Source organism: Bifidobacterium bohemicum DSM 22767 (assembly GCF_000741525.1).
In the GTDB taxonomy this organism is placed as follows: domain Bacteria; phylum Actinomycetota; class Actinomycetes; order Actinomycetales; family Bifidobacteriaceae; genus Bifidobacterium; species Bifidobacterium bohemicum.
This window is the reverse complement of record NZ_JGYP01000001.1, coordinates 466,181-481,570: the sequence shown is the minus strand read 5'-3', so window position 1 is coordinate 481,570 and position 15,390 is coordinate 466,181. Positions and strand designations below refer to the sequence as shown.

13 protein-coding genes are annotated in these 15,390 nt (G+C 55.2%); 9 read left to right on the top strand and 4 right to left on the bottom strand.

The window, feature by feature from the left end; all coding sequences use genetic code 11:
• Positions 1 to 57: 57 nt before the first annotated feature.
• Positions 58 to 999 (bottom strand): CPBP family intramembrane glutamic endopeptidase, encoded by a 942-nt coding sequence (locus BBOH_RS02000; RefSeq protein ID WP_033520470.1) that lies wholly within the window; start codon positions 997 to 999, stop codon positions 58 to 60.
• 216 nt (positions 1,000 to 1,215) lie between these two features.
• Here BBOH_RS02000 and BBOH_RS01995 point away from each other — a divergent pair, with 216 nt between their 5' ends.
• The 7 genes from BBOH_RS01995 (at position 1,216) to BBOH_RS01970 (ending at position 8,896) form a co-directional block, all read left to right on the top strand.
• Positions 1,216 to 1,425 (top strand): class IIb bacteriocin, lactobin A/cerein 7B family, encoded by a 210-nt coding sequence (locus BBOH_RS01995; protein WP_033520468.1) that lies wholly within the window; start codon positions 1,216 to 1,218, stop codon positions 1,423 to 1,425.
• 39 nt (positions 1,426 to 1,464) lie between these two features.
• Complete coding sequence (locus BBOH_RS09365; protein WP_272945328.1) at positions 1,465 to 1,599, top strand: hypothetical protein; 135 nt, start codon at positions 1,465 to 1,467, stop codon at positions 1,597 to 1,599.
• A gap of 249 nt (positions 1,600 to 1,848) precedes the next feature.
• Positions 1,849 to 2,811 (top strand): CPBP family intramembrane glutamic endopeptidase, encoded by a 963-nt coding sequence (locus tag BBOH_RS01990; protein WP_033520467.1) that lies wholly within the window; start codon positions 1,849 to 1,851, stop codon positions 2,809 to 2,811.
• Positions 2,812 to 2,964: 153 nt separating this feature from the next.
• Positions 2,965 to 5,118 carry a peptide cleavage/export ABC transporter gene (locus tag BBOH_RS01985; protein ID WP_033520466.1) on the top strand — a complete coding sequence of 718 codons (2,154 nt, stop codon included), beginning with the start codon at positions 2,965 to 2,967 and terminating at the stop codon, positions 5,116 to 5,118.
• 39 nt (positions 5,119 to 5,157) lie between these two features.
• Positions 5,158 to 6,513 (top strand): bacteriocin secretion accessory protein, encoded by a 1,356-nt coding sequence (locus BBOH_RS01980; RefSeq protein ID WP_162177110.1) that lies wholly within the window; start codon positions 5,158 to 5,160, stop codon positions 6,511 to 6,513.
• Positions 6,514 to 6,602: 89 nt separating this feature from the next.
• Complete coding sequence (orn, locus tag BBOH_RS01975; protein WP_033520463.1) at positions 6,603 to 7,253, top strand: oligoribonuclease; 651 nt, start codon at positions 6,603 to 6,605, stop codon at positions 7,251 to 7,253.
• Positions 7,254 to 7,477: 224 nt separating this feature from the next.
• Positions 7,478 to 8,896, top strand: a complete 1,419-nt coding sequence (locus tag BBOH_RS01970) for a PIF1 family DEAD/DEAH box helicase (protein ID WP_033520461.1) — start codon at positions 7,478 to 7,480, stop codon at positions 8,894 to 8,896.
• Positions 8,897 to 8,950: 54 nt separating this feature from the next.
• On the opposite strand, the gene BBOH_RS01965 is transcribed toward BBOH_RS01970, so the two are convergent.
• Both BBOH_RS01965 and BBOH_RS01960 read right to left on the bottom strand, forming a co-directional pair.
• The gene (locus tag BBOH_RS01965; protein ID WP_033520460.1) at positions 8,951 to 9,328 is read right to left on the bottom strand and encodes a hypothetical protein; all 378 of its coding nucleotides are present in this window, start codon (positions 9,326 to 9,328) and stop codon (positions 8,951 to 8,953) included.
• Positions 9,325 to 9,519, bottom strand: coding sequence for a hypothetical protein (locus BBOH_RS01960; RefSeq protein WP_033520458.1), 195 nt, complete (start codon positions 9,517 to 9,519; stop codon positions 9,325 to 9,327). Before BBOH_RS01960 ends, BBOH_RS01965 begins: the two co-directional genes overlap by 4 nt.
• 288 nt (positions 9,520 to 9,807) lie before the next feature.
• On the opposite strand from BBOH_RS01960, the gene BBOH_RS01950 reads away from it, so the two are divergent.
• Both BBOH_RS01950 and BBOH_RS01945 read left to right on the top strand, forming a co-directional pair.
• Complete coding sequence (locus tag BBOH_RS01950) at positions 9,808 to 11,628, top strand: proline--tRNA ligase (RefSeq protein ID WP_033520456.1); 1,821 nt, start codon at positions 9,808 to 9,810, stop codon at positions 11,626 to 11,628.
• A 527-nt stretch (positions 11,629 to 12,155) separates the two neighbouring features.
• Positions 12,156 to 12,746: a single-stranded DNA-binding protein gene (locus BBOH_RS01945; RefSeq protein ID WP_052118114.1), complete on the top strand. Its 591-nt coding sequence runs from the start codon at positions 12,156 to 12,158 to the stop codon at positions 12,744 to 12,746.
• A 213-nt stretch (positions 12,747 to 12,959) separates the two neighbouring features.
• On the opposite strand, the gene BBOH_RS01940 is transcribed toward BBOH_RS01945, so the two are convergent.
• Positions 12,960 to 15,041 (bottom strand): M13 family metallopeptidase, encoded by a 2,082-nt coding sequence (locus BBOH_RS01940; RefSeq protein ID WP_033520454.1) that lies wholly within the window; start codon positions 15,039 to 15,041, stop codon positions 12,960 to 12,962.
• Between the last annotated feature and the right edge of the window lie 349 nt (positions 15,042 to 15,390).

The following is a 15,390-nucleotide window of genomic DNA, read 5'->3' as shown; positions in this document are numbered from 1 at the left end:
GTAGATTTCGGGATTGTGGCGTAGCTGTCCTGGTGTAGGTGCTTTCCGTTCCGTCAATTACCCCATATCAGGCGAAAACCTTAATGCCGCCATAAGCAGAAACATGAGTATGGTGAATATGAACAGGGGCGATAGCCACGCCCGGTAAATGTGCTTAGGCGAGGCGTTAACGCGCCTGAATTCCCCGATCTTTTTCCTGTATATGACCGCTAGTACGCACAAGAGGATGAGGGCGGTGACCTCTATGGGAGGATAGGGAATCGTGGGATGTTGTGCCTCGAGTGTGGCAATGAAATTATTGAGTGCATGAATGGCGATCGACCAAGACAATGAATATCGATTGGCGATGTAGCCCAGTAGGAGACCGGCGAGAAACGCATCGGCACCTTGTGCCACGTCGCCGTGGGAGACGCCGAATAGGATTGCAGATGTGAGAATCGCGAAAATGTCACCGTAGCAACGCAGATTTTCCATAATGATTCCGCGGAAGATGATTTCTTCGCAGATGGGTACGACGGCCCAACCGTCCAATATGCCTATAACGTTCTGATTCAGCGCGCCGATATCTGCCGATACGCTCGTCTCCTTCCAACCCAGTGAGGTGGTGATGGATTGCACCAAGGCTTCTATTCCCTGTCCGCATGCCCCCACCGACAGCATTGCCGTGGTGATAATGATCAATGCCAGGGGAGTCATGCTTTGCCCGGATCTTATGGATAGCGATAGGGCTCTCGTTGATGTTCCCTCATCCTGATCATCTTTGGATAACGCCCACGCAAAGGAGAAAATCACTGCCGTCGCGACTGGTTTGGCGATGAAATCAGCCAGAGCCAGCAAGGTCGAATTGTTCGCACTATGGTTGAGCAGCATCGCTGGGGCATATACGAACCCCATCACAAGGTCGGATATCAGAAAGAAGCCCAGCACGAATCCTGATTGCCGACCCACGAATTTTCTGGCCCGGGTAATGGCGGTCGCGCCATGTGTCGTTTTAGCCAATGTGGTTCCTCAATTACGTGATGATGGGCTTGCTGAAATACATGATACGCCTGTAAGCCTTGGTTGTGTGCTTCATTGTTTTTCTGTGGACAAAGGTCTACAAAAGTCGGGTATCGCCGGCGGTCGGTGTTGTTTTCGATTTTACCTGTTCTTAGGTCCACAGATGGGCCCGCAACCTTTCAAAGAGGAAGGTGCCGAGAAGATAAGGAGTTGATCATGGCAACAATTGAGACTACGTCGCTGAAGCCGCAGGTTCTGGACATGACGTCGGCGTTTCTCGAACATCAGGGGCTTGAGAGGTACCAGCCCCTGAAGTCCGAGGACCTGGAACAGATCGATGGCGGATTAAGTCCGTTTGGAATAGGTTTTGCGATAGGGGTTGTGTGTGGATTTGGTTATTACACATGGAAGCATTTTTGTCGTTAATATGAGAGTTGTTGAAAATCGTATTTGATGGAGGGGAAAATGAATACTGTTTTGGAATTAAGCGATAATCAATTACTGGTTATTGAAGGCAGTAAAGGCTTACAGTCTTTTGTCGACGGATGGCTTGCCGGGTTTGATCTTGGACAGATATTGGGCAATCTTTTCTGGGGCTGACCGTTCCGAGATGGCGAAGGCTTATGCGCCGATACCTCGATAGCTGGAATATAACACAGCCGGTGATTGGTGGGGGATTGTTATTGTTCTCTGCCGGTCACTGACTTCACTTTGAAGTGAACAAAAGTGCGGTTTTCTGGAGTTGGTTCTGGAGATTGGATTGCGCATCTATAGTTTTTCTCAAAGATTGGTGCTGCTCAAGGCCATTGGCGTCCATGAAAGCGATCGTGTTGTGAAGGGGTAAGAGATATGACAAATGTGACGGTGGGTGTTGATATCAAAGAAGAAGTGAACGATTTGGGCGTCAACGGTAAAGGCGTTGGTCTATCTCCACGAAAAGCCGTTGGGCGCTCGGCTCTGTTTTTGTTGATACTTATGGTAGCGACCAATTTCGTCGGGTTTATATGCGTTGGACTGCTGCACGGCAAGAATGTGGGTCCTGACGAATATACGAAGTTGACGACTGCTCTCACGATGGTCGTAGAAGTGGTGGTCGTGGCGATTGTATGCTGGTATTGTCGCTGGCGAGCCTGTGGGAAACGGCGGGAAGGCGGCAATCTCTCGGCTCACCCGACCCATCATGATGCCATGACCATCGGGCGTTTGCTGATGCTTTTTGCCATGTTGGCGGCGGTGATGATGCTTGAGACGGCATCGGGCGAGCTCGTGCAATTTGGCGTTCATGCGGCGGGGTCGTCGGCAGCCAACCCAATATCGTCGGTATCCGATTTGGCTCAAAACACGTGGTATATATGGTTGTTCATGTGTGTCGTGGGGCCGGTATGCGAGGAGCTGCTGTTCCGCGGGGCGATATTGCGTACCCTGCGTCAGTACGGTGAGGTGTTCGCCGTCGTGACCTCGTCGGTACTGTTCGCCTTGTTTCATGGGAACGCGTTCCAGTTGCAGGTTGTCCTTCTGGGGCTTCTACTGGGATATGTGACGTGCAGGTACTCGATAAAGTACGCGATTGGGCTGCACGTCGTCAACAACGTGCTGGCTTCGATGTTGTCTGATATCCCTGATCTTGCGCTGTGGGTCGTCGGCGGTGTCTGTCTGGTGGCGGCGCTGATAGCGTATTACGCCTATCGAGGTGTGCAGAAGTCGCAGTGGATTCCTAATGCTCCGCACGTCTATCGTGCCTGGTTATCCCCGCTGTTCCTGATATTGGTTGTCCTTATGATTGTCGAGATTGTCTTGCAGCTGGTAATGTGATTCGTGGGTGTTCTTGAAGCCATCCGCAGCAACGCGTGTGAGTACGCTATTGGTGTGTCAACATTTGTCTACAATGTCCGTACCGATGCGATGCCCTTTTCTTTTTCTCCGTAATCTTGTGACCATCGATTCAATCCTTGCGAAGGGGCTTTTATGCTGCATCGATATGCGTATGTACCTCAGGTTGATGCTCGGGACTGCGGGGTTGCGGCCTTGGCCACGGTGGCGAAGCATTTCGGTTCCACGTATTCGTTGGCGTATTTACGTGAAATCGCCAAGACTGATATGGAGGGTACTACGGCTCTTGGCCTTGTTGAGGCTGCAAAGAAGATCGGGATGGAGCCTAAAGCCGTCAAAGCCGATATGTCCCTGTTTGATGCAGACGATGTGCCGTTTCCTTTTATCGCTCATATCATCAAAGATGGCAAGCTGCTGCACTTCGTGGTGGTCTACAAAGCCGGCAAGGATTCGTTGGTCGTTGCCGATCCGGATCCGCACGCGGGTGTGCACAAGGTTCCGAAGGAGCGGTTCGAAAAGGAATGGACCGGTGTGGCCCTGTTTATTGCCCCCGCACCAAGCTATGTGCCGCATAAGGAGAAGAACAATGGGCTGCTGAGCTTCGTGCCTCTCTTGCTGAAGAACAAGAGGCTGGTCGTCAACATCACCATTGCGGCCTTGCTCGTCACCATTGTCAACGTGCTCGGTTCCTACTATATGCAGGGGCTTATCGACACCTATATTCCCGACCAGATGAAAACGACGCTGGGCGTCGTCTCAATCGGCTTGGTTGTCGCGTATGCCGTCCAGGCGGTGCTTTCGTTCGCCCGCCAATACCTGCTCACGGTGCTCGGACAGCGCTTGACCATAGATGTGCTGCTTTCATATATTCGGCATATCTTCAAACTGCCGATGAAGTTCTTCGCCACAAGACGCACCGGTGAGATCGTCTCCCGTTTTTCCGATGCCAATTCCATCATCGACGCGCTGGGCAGTACCATCATCTCGGTGTTCCTCGATGTGGGTACCGTTGTCGTGGTCGGAGCCATGCTCGGCTTCCAGAATGTTAGGCTATTCCTTCTGACCCTGGTCGCCTTGCCTGTATACACCATCATTATCCTGGCGTTCATGAAGCCGTTTGAGCGGATGAACAACGATACCATGCAGGCCAACTCCATGGTCGGCTCCTCGATCATCGAGGACATCAACGGCATCGAAACCATCAAATCGTTGGCGAGCGAACAGACGCGGTACGCCAAGATCGATCACGAGTTCGTGGATTATCTCGACAAATCCTTTAACTATGCAAAGGCGGTGAACCTTCAGGAGGTGCTTAAATCGGCGGCACAACTGATTCTCAATGTCGCCGTTCTCTGGTTCGGCGCCCAGTTGGTGATGGGCAACGCCATCAGCGTCGGTCAGCTCGTTACGTTCAACACCCTACTGGGTTACTTCGTCAATCCGCTGCTGAATATCATCAATCTACAGACCAAGCTTCAGCAGGCGCGTGTGGCCAACAATAGGCTCAACGAGGTCTTTCTGGTCGAACCCGAGTCCAATGAGCGTCAGACCATCACGGATCAGGCCCTGCTTCGAGGCCCAATCAGTCTTGACAATGTCTCGTACAAGTTCGGGTACGGGCGTAATACGCTTACCGATGTCAACCTTGAAGTGGAACCCGGTCAGAAACTTGCGGTCGTCGGCATGAGCGGATCGGGCAAGACCACCTTGGCGAAACTGCTCGTGAACTTCTATGACGCTACAGAAGGCTCGGTATCCATCTCCGGGGTCGATGTGCGCGACATCGATCGAATGGCTTTGCGTCATACGGTGAACTATCTGCCCCAAGATCCGTATATTTTCTCTGGGTCAATTCTCGAAAACATTATGCTGGGTGCCAAACCGGGTGCCACCCAGGCCGACATCATGCATGCGGTCGAGTTGGCGGAGATTCGTGATGAGATCGAAGCAATGCCGATGAATTATGGAACCCAGCTCACCAGCGACGCGGTTATCGTTTCAGGTGGGCAGAAGCAGCGTATCGCGCTGGCCCGTGCATTGCTTGCGGATACCCCTGTTTTGGTGCTCGATGAGGCCACCAGCAATCTGGACGTTGCCACCGAGAAGAAGGTCATCGATAATCTGCTGGGGTTGGAGGATAAGACCATAGTCTTCATTGCACACCGGCTGATGGTGGCTAAACGATGCCAATCCATCGTCGTGATGAAGCGCGGTCGTATCGTTGAACATGGGTCCCACGACGATCTCATGGATCAGCAAGGTGAATACTATCGTCTATTCGTTGACTGATTCATGATTTATCGACCATAGGAAAGCGAGAAGATGAACATGGATACGGAAATCTTTGAAAGCTCGGAATTTTACCGAAGAAGATACGATAATTTCTCCACGATGATCGTGTTCCCGGTTTTTCTTGCAGTCGTGGGGATTCTTCTGTTCTCCTTCGTCGGGCATCGTGAGATTACGGTCAAGACCGTTGGCGAAATAGCGCCGGCGGGTACGGTTGCCCAGGTGCAGTCCACGAGCAACCAGCATATCGTGGTTAATAATCTTATGGAGAACAAGGTGGTGCGTAAGGGGGATACGTTGCTTGCGTATGACGACAATCAGGATTCCACTCAGATGGCCGCTCTCCAACAGCAGCTCGATGTGGCGAATCGGCAACAGGTTGCGGCGCAACAGCTCAAGGTAGGATTACAGAATGATACGAATCCATTCTCCGATCCGGATGAGTTTGGGTATTCCAGCATGTTGGACGATTATCGCGCACAAGCTGCTGTCACAACACAGGATGACGGACGCGATGCCGCCAACGTCAATAGTCAGAATCAGGCTGTAGCGGCTGCGCGCGACGCCGCGAATCAGCAGTTGAGTGAAAATGAGGCCAAGCTCGCGGACTATCGAGAGTTGCGGCAGGCCGTGGCAGGCGGAGGACAACTGCCGGCTGACAATATCTTCGCCTCGACGTATCAGCTATATCATAGTCAGATCGAGGAGAATCCTTCGCAACAAGGCTCCATCACCGCTCAGACTCTCAGCGGCATCGATAGCTCGGTACGGGAGCTTGAGCAGACCAGCGCCACCGTCAGGTCGCAGCAGGCCAGCACCAGCTTCTCGGCGAAATCCACTAGTTCAGGCAGCAAGATCTCCGCTTTACACGCACAATATGTGCTTGAAGCGGACAAGGAACTATCGAAGATCTCATCAACGAAACTTGAACTCGAAACCAAGATCGCGCTAGGTAAGTCTCAGGGCAGCGCCTCCACTGTAAAGGCGAAGTGCGGGGGTATCCTGCATGTGAACAGTCAGATAAAAGGTATGGATACGATTCCCAACGGAACCGTTGTGGCGCAGATATATCCAGACTTGGACCATGCCAGCAACATTGAAATCGTGCTTGATGTACCGGCTGACGACATTGACGGTATCCATAATGCGCAGCAGGTGCGTTTTTCCAGCTACCAGAACAGCGCCAAACCCTTGATTATCAACGGATCGATCATTAGCGTCGCTTCCTCTCCGACGAGGACCAGACAGGGCAATTACTATGAGATCCGCGCCCGTGCCTCGGTCGATGACGTGACGATAAACCGTATCCGATATGGGTTCCAAGGCACCGCCGTCATTATTACCGGAAAGAAAACGTTCTTTGATTATTACAAAGACAGGATTCTGCATCCGTGACTGTTGTGGACGTTGTCGGGTCGTGTTTTCCGTCATGCGCATGCGATAGGCTGTAGAGTTCTGTTGTTGGCAGCGAAAGGGTCAATATTATGGTGAATGCTCAGGATGACGAGACGTATTCGGCGGAGGGTTCCCGCCTGATCTGGATCGATTGCGAGATGACCGGCCTCGACATCTTCGGCGGCGACGAGCTGGTCGAGGTCTCCGTGGTCCCCACCGATTTCAACCTCAAGGTGCTCGATGAAGGTGTGGATTACGTCATCAAGCCGTCGCAAAAAGCAGTCGACCACATGGGCGACTTCGTGCGCGCCATGCACACCCGCTCCGGGCTGATCGACGAGTGGGAGCACGGGCTGAGCCTTGCCGACGCCGAACAGAAGGTGACGGAGTATGTCGCCCGTTTCACCCCCGAAGGCGTCAAACCGCTTTTGGCCGGCAACACCATCGGCAGCGACAAGAAGTTCCTCGACCACTACATGCCGAATTTCATGAGCCGCCTGCATTATCGCAGCGTTGATGTGAGTACCCTCAAAGAGCTCGCCCGTCGCTGGTACCCGGCCGTCTACCTCAACCGTCCGCCCAAGAACGGCGGTCATCGGGCCCTGGCGGACATCATCGAGTCGCTCGACGAGCTGCGCTACTACCGTGAGGCGTTCATGACGCCAGCCCCCGGTCCGGATGATGTCGCGGCCAAGCAGATCGCCGCCCATATCGAGGCCACGAGTCTGCTGAACAAGTAACGGAGGGTGACCGGATCGGATGAAATAGCTGGCTCTTCCGGCGTGCCGAGCGGTGCAAGGCATGTTTTATCCATGTGTTTTCGTTGGCGGTATCAGGTGGTTGAGCCGCGAACTGTGTGTCTTGGTTCGCGTTCGCCGGTTTGGTTGTTGATGCCGGCGGGGGGGGGCGTGGCGGAGGTGCTTCCCGTCGTTGATGCGTTTGTCGTGGTTATGGAGGTAACGGTATGAAGCAATCCGAAGCGCTGACCATATTGGGTGCCGGTGCCAACGTGTTCATCACCGGCGCCCCCGGTGCAGGCAAGACGTATGTGCTCAACGAATTCATCAGTGCGGCCCGTAAGCGCGGCGCCAGCGTGGCCGTCACCGCTTCGACCGGCATCGCTTCGACCCATATCAACGGTCAGACCATCCACTCGTGGAGCGGGGTTGGCGTCTCGCAGGTGATGACCGCCGATCTGATGAAGCGTATCCGATCGCGCCGTAAACGGAAAATCGAAGCGGCGGACATCCTTGTGATCGATGAAGTTTCGATGCTGCACGCCTGGTTGTTTGATATGGTCGATCAGGTCTGTCGTAATCTTCGCCATAATCCGGAACCGTTCGGCGGTTTGCAGGTCGTGCTTTCTGGCGATTTCTTCCAGTTGCCGCCGGTGCGCCGGCCGAATCGCGGTGACGACATGATGACGATGATACCGGAGTTCATTGAATCACGGCGGCATTACACCCAAGCAGGCAAGGATCCAGACGGATTCGTCACCCAATCGTTGGTGTGGGACGAACTGAACCCGGTGGTCTGCTACTTGACCGAGCAGCACCGTCAAGATGACGGTCAGCTGCTCACGGTCCTGACCGACATTCGAGAGGGTGGGGTCAGCCAGGATGACCATGACGTGCTGGCCGGGCGTCTTGGGCAGGTTCCTGCCTCTGGCGAGGTGGCCGTGCACCTGTTTCCGGTCAACAAGCAGGCCGATGCGCTCAACGACCTACGTTTGGCGCAGATACAGGACGAAACGCACGGATATGTAGCCGAGTCCGCCGGTGCGGCGAATCTGGTCACCAGGCTGAAAAAGAACATGCTCGCCCCGGAAAGGCTTGTGCTCAAGACGGGCGCGGCCGTGATGGCGTTGCGTAATGACGCCGACCGTCAGTACGTCAACGGATCGATAGGCATCGTCAAAGGATTCGCTGCCGAAGCCAAGGGCGGATGGCCGATCGTTGAGTTCGAAAACGGCAACACCGTGACGATGAAGCAGGCATCGTGGGACATGATGGACGGGGAGACCGTGCTGGCCAGCGTCAAACAGGTGCCATTGCGGTGTGCCTGGGCCATTACCATCCACAAATCGCAAGGCATGACGCTCGATCGTGCCGAGATGGACCTGACCCGCACCTTTGCGCCCGGTATGGGCTACGTGGCATTGTCGCGTGTCGAAAACCTTGAGGGCCTTTACCTTGACGGCATCAGCGAGCGTGCGTTCTTTGTTTCTCGGGATGCCGTGGAACTTGACGGTGTACTGCGTGACGATTCCAAGATTGCATGCGCTCGTCTTGCCGACGAGGGTGAGTGCGCTTTCACCAAGCAGGCCGCAGGCCAGCTCGCTGCCGCTGAAGGCGACGAATTCGCGCAAGGGGATCTGTTTTAGAAGATTTCCTTGGGAGGGGTGCGTAAGGCTGGCGGCCTAGATTTATGCGACGTTTCATGAGCGTTGCAGTTCGCTGACACGTTGCGTGGTCAATCCCACTATCTGTGCGATATCCGCGAGCTTGAGTCCTTGGCCCCGTAATTTCGTGATAGTCTGCCGGGTGAGTGCCGACGCTTTGTTCTGTGCGGTTTTCGCCTCGTCCCGGGCTTTATACAGCCTTTCGACCATGTTGTCGTCTTCGGTGGTGGCCAGTCGGATCGTGACGTGGACGGCATCGACCGGTTGTCCTAGCGTCCGTGCTGCGTCGTGCACCATAGGTTCGACTTGGCTGAGCCTTCTGACCTGGGTGAACAGGTCAGGTCGCTGTGGTACCTCAACGGCCCACCACGCCCCGCTCCGTGTGGCGATCGCCGTGACTTCATCTGTGCTCATTGAGGTTCCTTTCCGCAATAGCGGATGATGCTTGTCGCTGTGATCTCGTTGATTTCGCGATGGCGTGGCATGGCCACGCGCATCGTGCGGATGAGGGCGATTGTGCGGTTGCCGCCCTGTCGAAATGTGATGGCAAGGTTGTGCTTGCGCGCTATGTCGGTCAGTATTCGTTCCAGTTTCCTCCGCTTCACATTGTATTCTTTATCTATTGATATTTCAATTCAATGTGTATTGATTTTTATGCTTCGGTCGTTGTTGGCATCACACGGGTTGGGGGAGTGGGTGATATGCTTGGTATCTATTCAACGTATGTATTCAATGACGGTCAAGGCGAAACGGGTTCTGTGGACCCAATCGAAAGGCTTCGGCGTGTCGTGGATAACTCCGTGGACGAATTCCGTTATGCATAATCTGCGTTGGGCCGTGTCCAGTTGTCGGCTTGCGCGAATAATTTAGGGATTATGACTAAAGCACTTCGTATGTCCACCATGTTCCTGCGTACGCTGCGCGAGGACCCCGCCGACGCCGACGTCGATTCGGCGCGTCTGCTGCAAAGGGCGGGCTACATCCGCAAGGCCGCCCCCGGCATCTGGACCTGGCTGCCGCTGGGGCTGAACGTCCTTACCAAGATCGAATCCGTCGTCCGTGAGGAGATGAACGGCATCGGAGCCCAGGAGGTGCACTTCCCGGCACTGTTGCCGAAGGATCCTTATGAGGCGACGCATCGTTGGGAGGAGTATGGTGAGAACATCTTCCGTCTGAAGGATCGCCACGAGGCGGATTACCTGCTTGCGCCGACGCACGAGGAGATGTTCACGCTTCTGGTCAAGGACATGTATTCGTCCTATAAGGATCTGCCGCTGACGTTGTATCAGATTCAGACCAAGTACCGCGACGAGTTCCGTCCGAGGGCGGGTCTGGTGCGTGGGCGTGAGTTCATCATGGAGGACGGCTACTCGTTCACTATTGACGAGGAGGGCCTCAAGAAGGCGTATGTCGAGGAACGCGACGCATACGAGCGCATCTTCAGACGTCTCGATCTGGGCTATATCATGGTGCACGCCGTCTCCGGCCCGATGGGCGGTTTCGAATCACAGGAGTTCCTGTCTCCGATGGCCATCGGAGAGGACACCTTCGCGAAGGCTCCGAGCGGCAAGGCTTGGAACGTCGAGGCTCTGACCACCCCTGAGGTGCCTGAAATCGATTGCTCGAAGACCCCCTCCATGAGCCTGCGTGAGCTGCCTGATGCCGAGTCCATCGACGATATGGTCCGGCAGTGCGAAGCCCTCTACCAGCGCCAGGACGGTCGCGGCTGGGTCGCCTCCGACATGCTCAAGAATGTGGTCATCGCGGTCAAGCATCCGGGTGAACCCGATGACGAGGTTGAGGAGCACCGCAAGCCTTGGCGTGAAATCGTGGTCGTGGCCCTCCCCGGCGATCGCGTCGTGGATATGAAGAGGCTCGAGGCTCAGTTTGCCCCGGCCGAGATTGAAGAGGCGAACGAGGCGGACCTCAAGGGGCATCCGGAGTTCGTCAAGGGATACATCGGGCCCAAGGTGCTCGGTCCGCAGGCGCGAGGCAAGGATTCGGGCATTAAGGATCCTGTGCGTTACCTTGTCGACGCCCATATCGCCAAGGGGTCCGCATGGGTCACTGGCGGCAACAAACTTGGCGTCGACGCTTTCGATATGGTCTACGGGCGTGACTTCACCGCCGACGGTACGGTTGAGGCCACTGAAGTGCGTGACGGTGATATGAGCCCCGACGGCTCAGGCCCGTTGAGCTTCGAGCGTGGTGTGGAGATCGGTCAGGTGTTCCAGCTTGGCCTGAAATATTCCGAAGCGCTCGGCCTCAAGGTGCTCGATCAGAACGGCAAGGCCGTGCCGGTGTGGATGGGCAGCTACGGCATTGGCGTGTCGCGCGTCCTGGCCTGCATTGCCGAAACGCATCATGACGATAAAGGACTGGCTTGGCCAGCGAACATCGCGCCTGCCGCAGTGCATGTGGTGGCTACCGGCAAGCAGGAAGAGGCGTTCGAAGGCGCCGAGAAGTTGGTCGAGCAGTTGGAGGCTAATGGTCTGGAAGTCATTTACGACGATCGCAGGAAGGTTTCGCCGGGCGTCAAATTCAAGGATGCCGAGCTGATCGGCGTGCCGTTGGTGGCCGTGGTCGGTCGCGACTATCTTAACGACGGCACCATCGAGGTGCGTGGGCGTGACGGTGCCGACACCGTTGTGTTGCCGGCTGCCGAGGCATCCGATGAACTGCAGCGTCGTTTCGAGGCGTTGCTAAGTAAATAAGCGATATCGGGTCATTCCCGGACGCAACGGTGCGCCCGGGAATGACTGCTGTCGTACATGTGGGTGTGTGGTCACAGTCGTTCAAAAACCCAAGCCTTAAGCTTTAAACGCGCTTTGATCGGGTAACAAGGTTTGGCGGCCGGGCTTTTGCTTTGTATGACCCGTTCCGGGGCCGAATCTCGTCTGTTGGTCTATCGGTTGTTTTGTTTCATCACGGCGTTTCGGATTGTTTCAACAGTTGACTCTGAATTGCCTGTGTTGGGCGGTCCGATGTTGTGGATAACGCAGAGTCATCCACATGGTTATCCACGGCACGCCGAGAGGGTCTTGATTTAGACCACAGTCCTGATTTGGCTTGCCTGACCTGATGGCGACGATACATACTGATGGAACCGCGGGAATCCGGACAGATTGCACAGCAATTTGTTGAAAGCGAGGCGGTTGTGTATATAACCGCATCCCTCTGGGGGTTCCCGCAGTCCATTTTCATGTGATGACATCCATCTCGTTTGGAAAGGAATGCTGGTATGGCGCAGCAATCGACAGTAACGATCAACGGATTCGTGGGGGCCGATCCTGTCAGTTTCGGCAGGGAAGGGGATAGTGCGGCCTGCTCGTTCCGAATCGGGTGCACCCCGAGATACTACAATTCGTCAACGGGACAATGGTGTGACCGATCCACCACATGGTTGACGGTCAAAGCGTATCGTGCTTTGGCACTCAATGTCATGCGCTCCATTCACAAAGGCGATCCGGTAGTGGCCACCGGCGCCTTGTATGGTGAGGAATGGAGCAAGGACGGAGTCAAGCACGTCAAAATGGTCATGGAGGCGACCGGCATCGGACACGACCTCAGCCTCGGTGTCAGCCATTTCAAACGAACCAAGGCAAATGGCTCAACGTTCGATCCTCGTCAGAGCCGGCAGGCTCCCGGTAGCGATCCTTATCACGACGCTTCTAATGGTGCCGCTTCCTATACGGATGTGGCTGGCGCGGCTTATCCAAATCACGCTCCGCGCACCAATGATGATGCCTGGAGGTCTTCTGCGAACGCTGATTCTTCGGTGGATCAAGTTTCCCCGGATGAATTTGGCGCCCAACCCGATGAAGTTCACTGACCACGGGAAGCGTGATTCGCTATGAGATTCGTCTTTGGATCATGGGTGCTCAACGAAGGCTCGTTCGACGTGTTCGCGGGGAGAGGGAGTCGTCATCGAAGCATAGTTGTCAGTTCTTTGCAATAATAACGAAACGCCCTCTCCGCTTTGCCTCCCAGATGGTATGAAAGTCATCATAAAGGGCGTGCGAAGAGGGTGTGATGGACGGAAACGTCACCAAATGTGTACGCGTTCCTCCGGCGCCAGCCACATCCGGTTGCTCGGCGTCACGTCGAAGGCCTTGTAGAAGAGATCCACATTCCGGCTTATCTGGTTGGCGCGGAATTCCTCCGGGGAGTGTGGGTCGATCTGAAGGTACTGTTCGCAGATCTCGTCACGCTTGGAGCACCGCCAGATGGTCGCGTAGCTCAGGAAGAAGCGCTGCAAGCCGGTATAGCCTTCGATGACCGGAGCCTCTTCGAGCGAGTGCTCAATGCTTTCGGTCGAGCCGTCCTTTCTCTGGCCGTGGTCGGTGTCAAGTGCGAAGGCATAGGCCTTCAACGCGATATTGACTCCGGAAAGGTCTCCGATGTTTTCACCGGTGGTCAATGCGCCGTTGACGTGAGGCATCGAGGCGGGTTCGTCCCCATATTTGTCCGCTAGCTGGGAAGGAGTCAGCGCATTGTACTGTTCGATAAGCGCTTTGGTGCGATTCTGGAAATTAGCCTTATCGTCGGCCGTCCACCAGTCGTTCAGATTGCCGTCGCCATCGAACTGGCTGCCCTGGTCATCGAAGCCGTGGCCGATCTCATGGCCGATCACAGTGCCGATGCCGCCGTAGTTCGCGGCGTCGTCGGCTTCGGGATTAAAGAACGGAGGTTGCAGAATCGCCGCGGGGAACACGATCACATTCATGGTCGGCTCGTAATAGGCGTTGACCGTCTGCGGGTTCATCCCCCATTCCTCACGGTCCACGGGTTGGCCCACGCGCGAGAGCATATAGCCCATTCCATAGGTGCTGGAGGCCTTGATGTTGTCCATCAATCCCTTGTCGCTGCTGACATCCAAGGCGCTATAGTCGCGCCAGTGGTTCGTGTAGCCGATCATGGGCTTGAACTTGTTAAGTTTGTCGAGCGCTTTGGCTTTGGTCTGCTCGCCCAGCCAGTCGCTGCCGCTGATGGAGACGCGATAAGCCTCGATGATGTTGCCTACCAATTCCTCCATACGCTTTTTGGAGCTGGCGGGGAAGTGACGGCGCACGTACTCCTGACCCACGTCCTCGCCGGTGAGCCCATTGACCAGGGAAACGCCACGCTTCCAGCGATCGCGTTGCTCGGTGGACCCGGAAAGAACCTTGCCATAGAAGTCGAAGCTGGCCTGGTCGAAGTCATGGCTCAGGCAGCTGGCTGCGCCGATGATGGTGTGGACGCGCGTCCACAGCTTGATGTCATCGAGACTTGCGGCCGCCCACTCGTGGTCGAGACCTTGGAAGAATGGTGGTTCCATTACGTTCAGACGGGCGAACGCGGTTGTGAAGTCCGCGGGCAGTAACCTGGACGTGGGGGTTGTGTCGTACGCCTGCTGTGCGGCGTCGACCCAAGCGGCCATGTCGAAGTTCGGCATCATCGTTTGAAGCTGGTCAAAATTCATCAGATTGAACGTTTTTTGCGGATCACGTTCCGTAACATTGTCGAAATGATGTGAGGCGATTTTGGTCTCGAAAGCCATGACGCGTGCGGCTTTGTCGCGGGCTTCGGTTTCGTCGTCGCCGGCAAGGGTGAGCATGCGTACCATCATGTCCATGTATTTGGTGCGGATGTCAGCGTAGCGATCTTCGCGGTAATAGGCTTCGTCGGGCAGACCGATGCCGCCTTGACCGATCCACAGTATGCGTTTGTCGGAGGAAGGGTCCGACGGGTTGGCCTCGACGCTCATCCCGAACAGGTCTGCGCCTCCGGTCACCGTCTGCGTGCCCAACAGGCGTGTCATGGCGGCCTTGTCGGCTATTTTGTCTATGGCCTTAAGGGATTCGGCAATGGGGCTCATGCCCGCCGCTTCAATCGCTTCGGTGTCGATGAAGGAACGGTAGAGGGCCTGCGATTTTGTGGCTTTGCAGTCCGGGTCTTCGAGGATATCGTGAATCTGTTCCTCGGACTGCTCGGCGAGCCTATCGAAATTGCCGTAACGAGAACGGTCGGCAGGCATTTCAAAGGTGTCTATCCAAGGGCCGTTGGCGAAGCGAAACAGATCGTCCGCAGGATTGATGGTGGTGGAGAAGGAGGAGGTGTCAAGACCTGAAATCATCGGTGTGTCCATGGTTCCAGCGTACTGATTCTCGCTGACAAGGGACAAGGATAGCACTGTTCGTCCATCATTGCTCTCGGTTTTGGATGGGGGAGCCATGTCATGCTTATGTCGGCGGTTTCAATACCGTTGCCGATTGACTTGTGTTGTTCATGGTGTTTTTATGACGATGCTGTGTTGTTCGAAGGTTTCCGTAACTTCAACTTCTGGTCGGCAGTGTGGGTTGGGATTAAAAAAGCGGGAGTCATCATCGCACCGGATGCCCCCAAGCGTTCTATTGCACATGTGAATACCATAAAAAGCTGTGTGTGCAACCCCTGATTATGCCCTCGGCTACTAGTGGCATCATATGGCATTGCCG

Excerpts from the sequence above, each read along its gene's own strand:
- BBOH_RS01995 (WP_033520468.1), top strand. The coding sequence starts at position 1,216 with ATGGCAACAATTGAGACTACGTCGCTGAAGCCGCAGGTTCTGGACATG.
- BBOH_RS09365 (WP_272945328.1), top strand. The coding sequence starts at position 1,465 with ATGAATACTGTTTTGGAATTAAGCGATAATCAATTACTGGTTATTGAA.
- BBOH_RS01990 (WP_033520467.1), top strand. The coding sequence starts at position 1,849 with ATGACAAATGTGACGGTGGGTGTTGATATCAAAGAAGAAGTGAACGAT.
- BBOH_RS01985 (WP_033520466.1), top strand. The coding sequence starts at position 2,965 with ATGCTGCATCGATATGCGTATGTACCTCAGGTTGATGCTCGGGACTGC.
- BBOH_RS01980 (WP_162177110.1), top strand. The coding sequence starts at position 5,158 with ATGGATACGGAAATCTTTGAAAGCTCGGAATTTTACCGAAGAAGATAC.
- orn (WP_033520463.1), top strand. The coding sequence starts at position 6,603 with ATGGTGAATGCTCAGGATGACGAGACGTATTCGGCGGAGGGTTCCCGC.
- BBOH_RS01970 (WP_033520461.1), top strand. The coding sequence starts at position 7,478 with ATGAAGCAATCCGAAGCGCTGACCATATTGGGTGCCGGTGCCAACGTG.
- BBOH_RS01965 (WP_033520460.1), bottom strand. The coding sequence starts at position 9,328 with ATGAGCACAGATGAAGTCACGGCGATCGCCACACGGAGCGGGGCGTGG.
- BBOH_RS01950 (WP_033520456.1), top strand. The coding sequence starts at position 9,808 with ATGTCCACCATGTTCCTGCGTACGCTGCGCGAGGACCCCGCCGACGCC.
- BBOH_RS01945 (WP_052118114.1), top strand. The coding sequence starts at position 12,156 with ATGGCGCAGCAATCGACAGTAACGATCAACGGATTCGTGGGGGCCGAT.
- BBOH_RS01940 (WP_033520454.1), bottom strand. The coding sequence starts at position 15,041 with ATGGACACACCGATGATTTCAGGTCTTGACACCTCCTCCTTCTCCACC.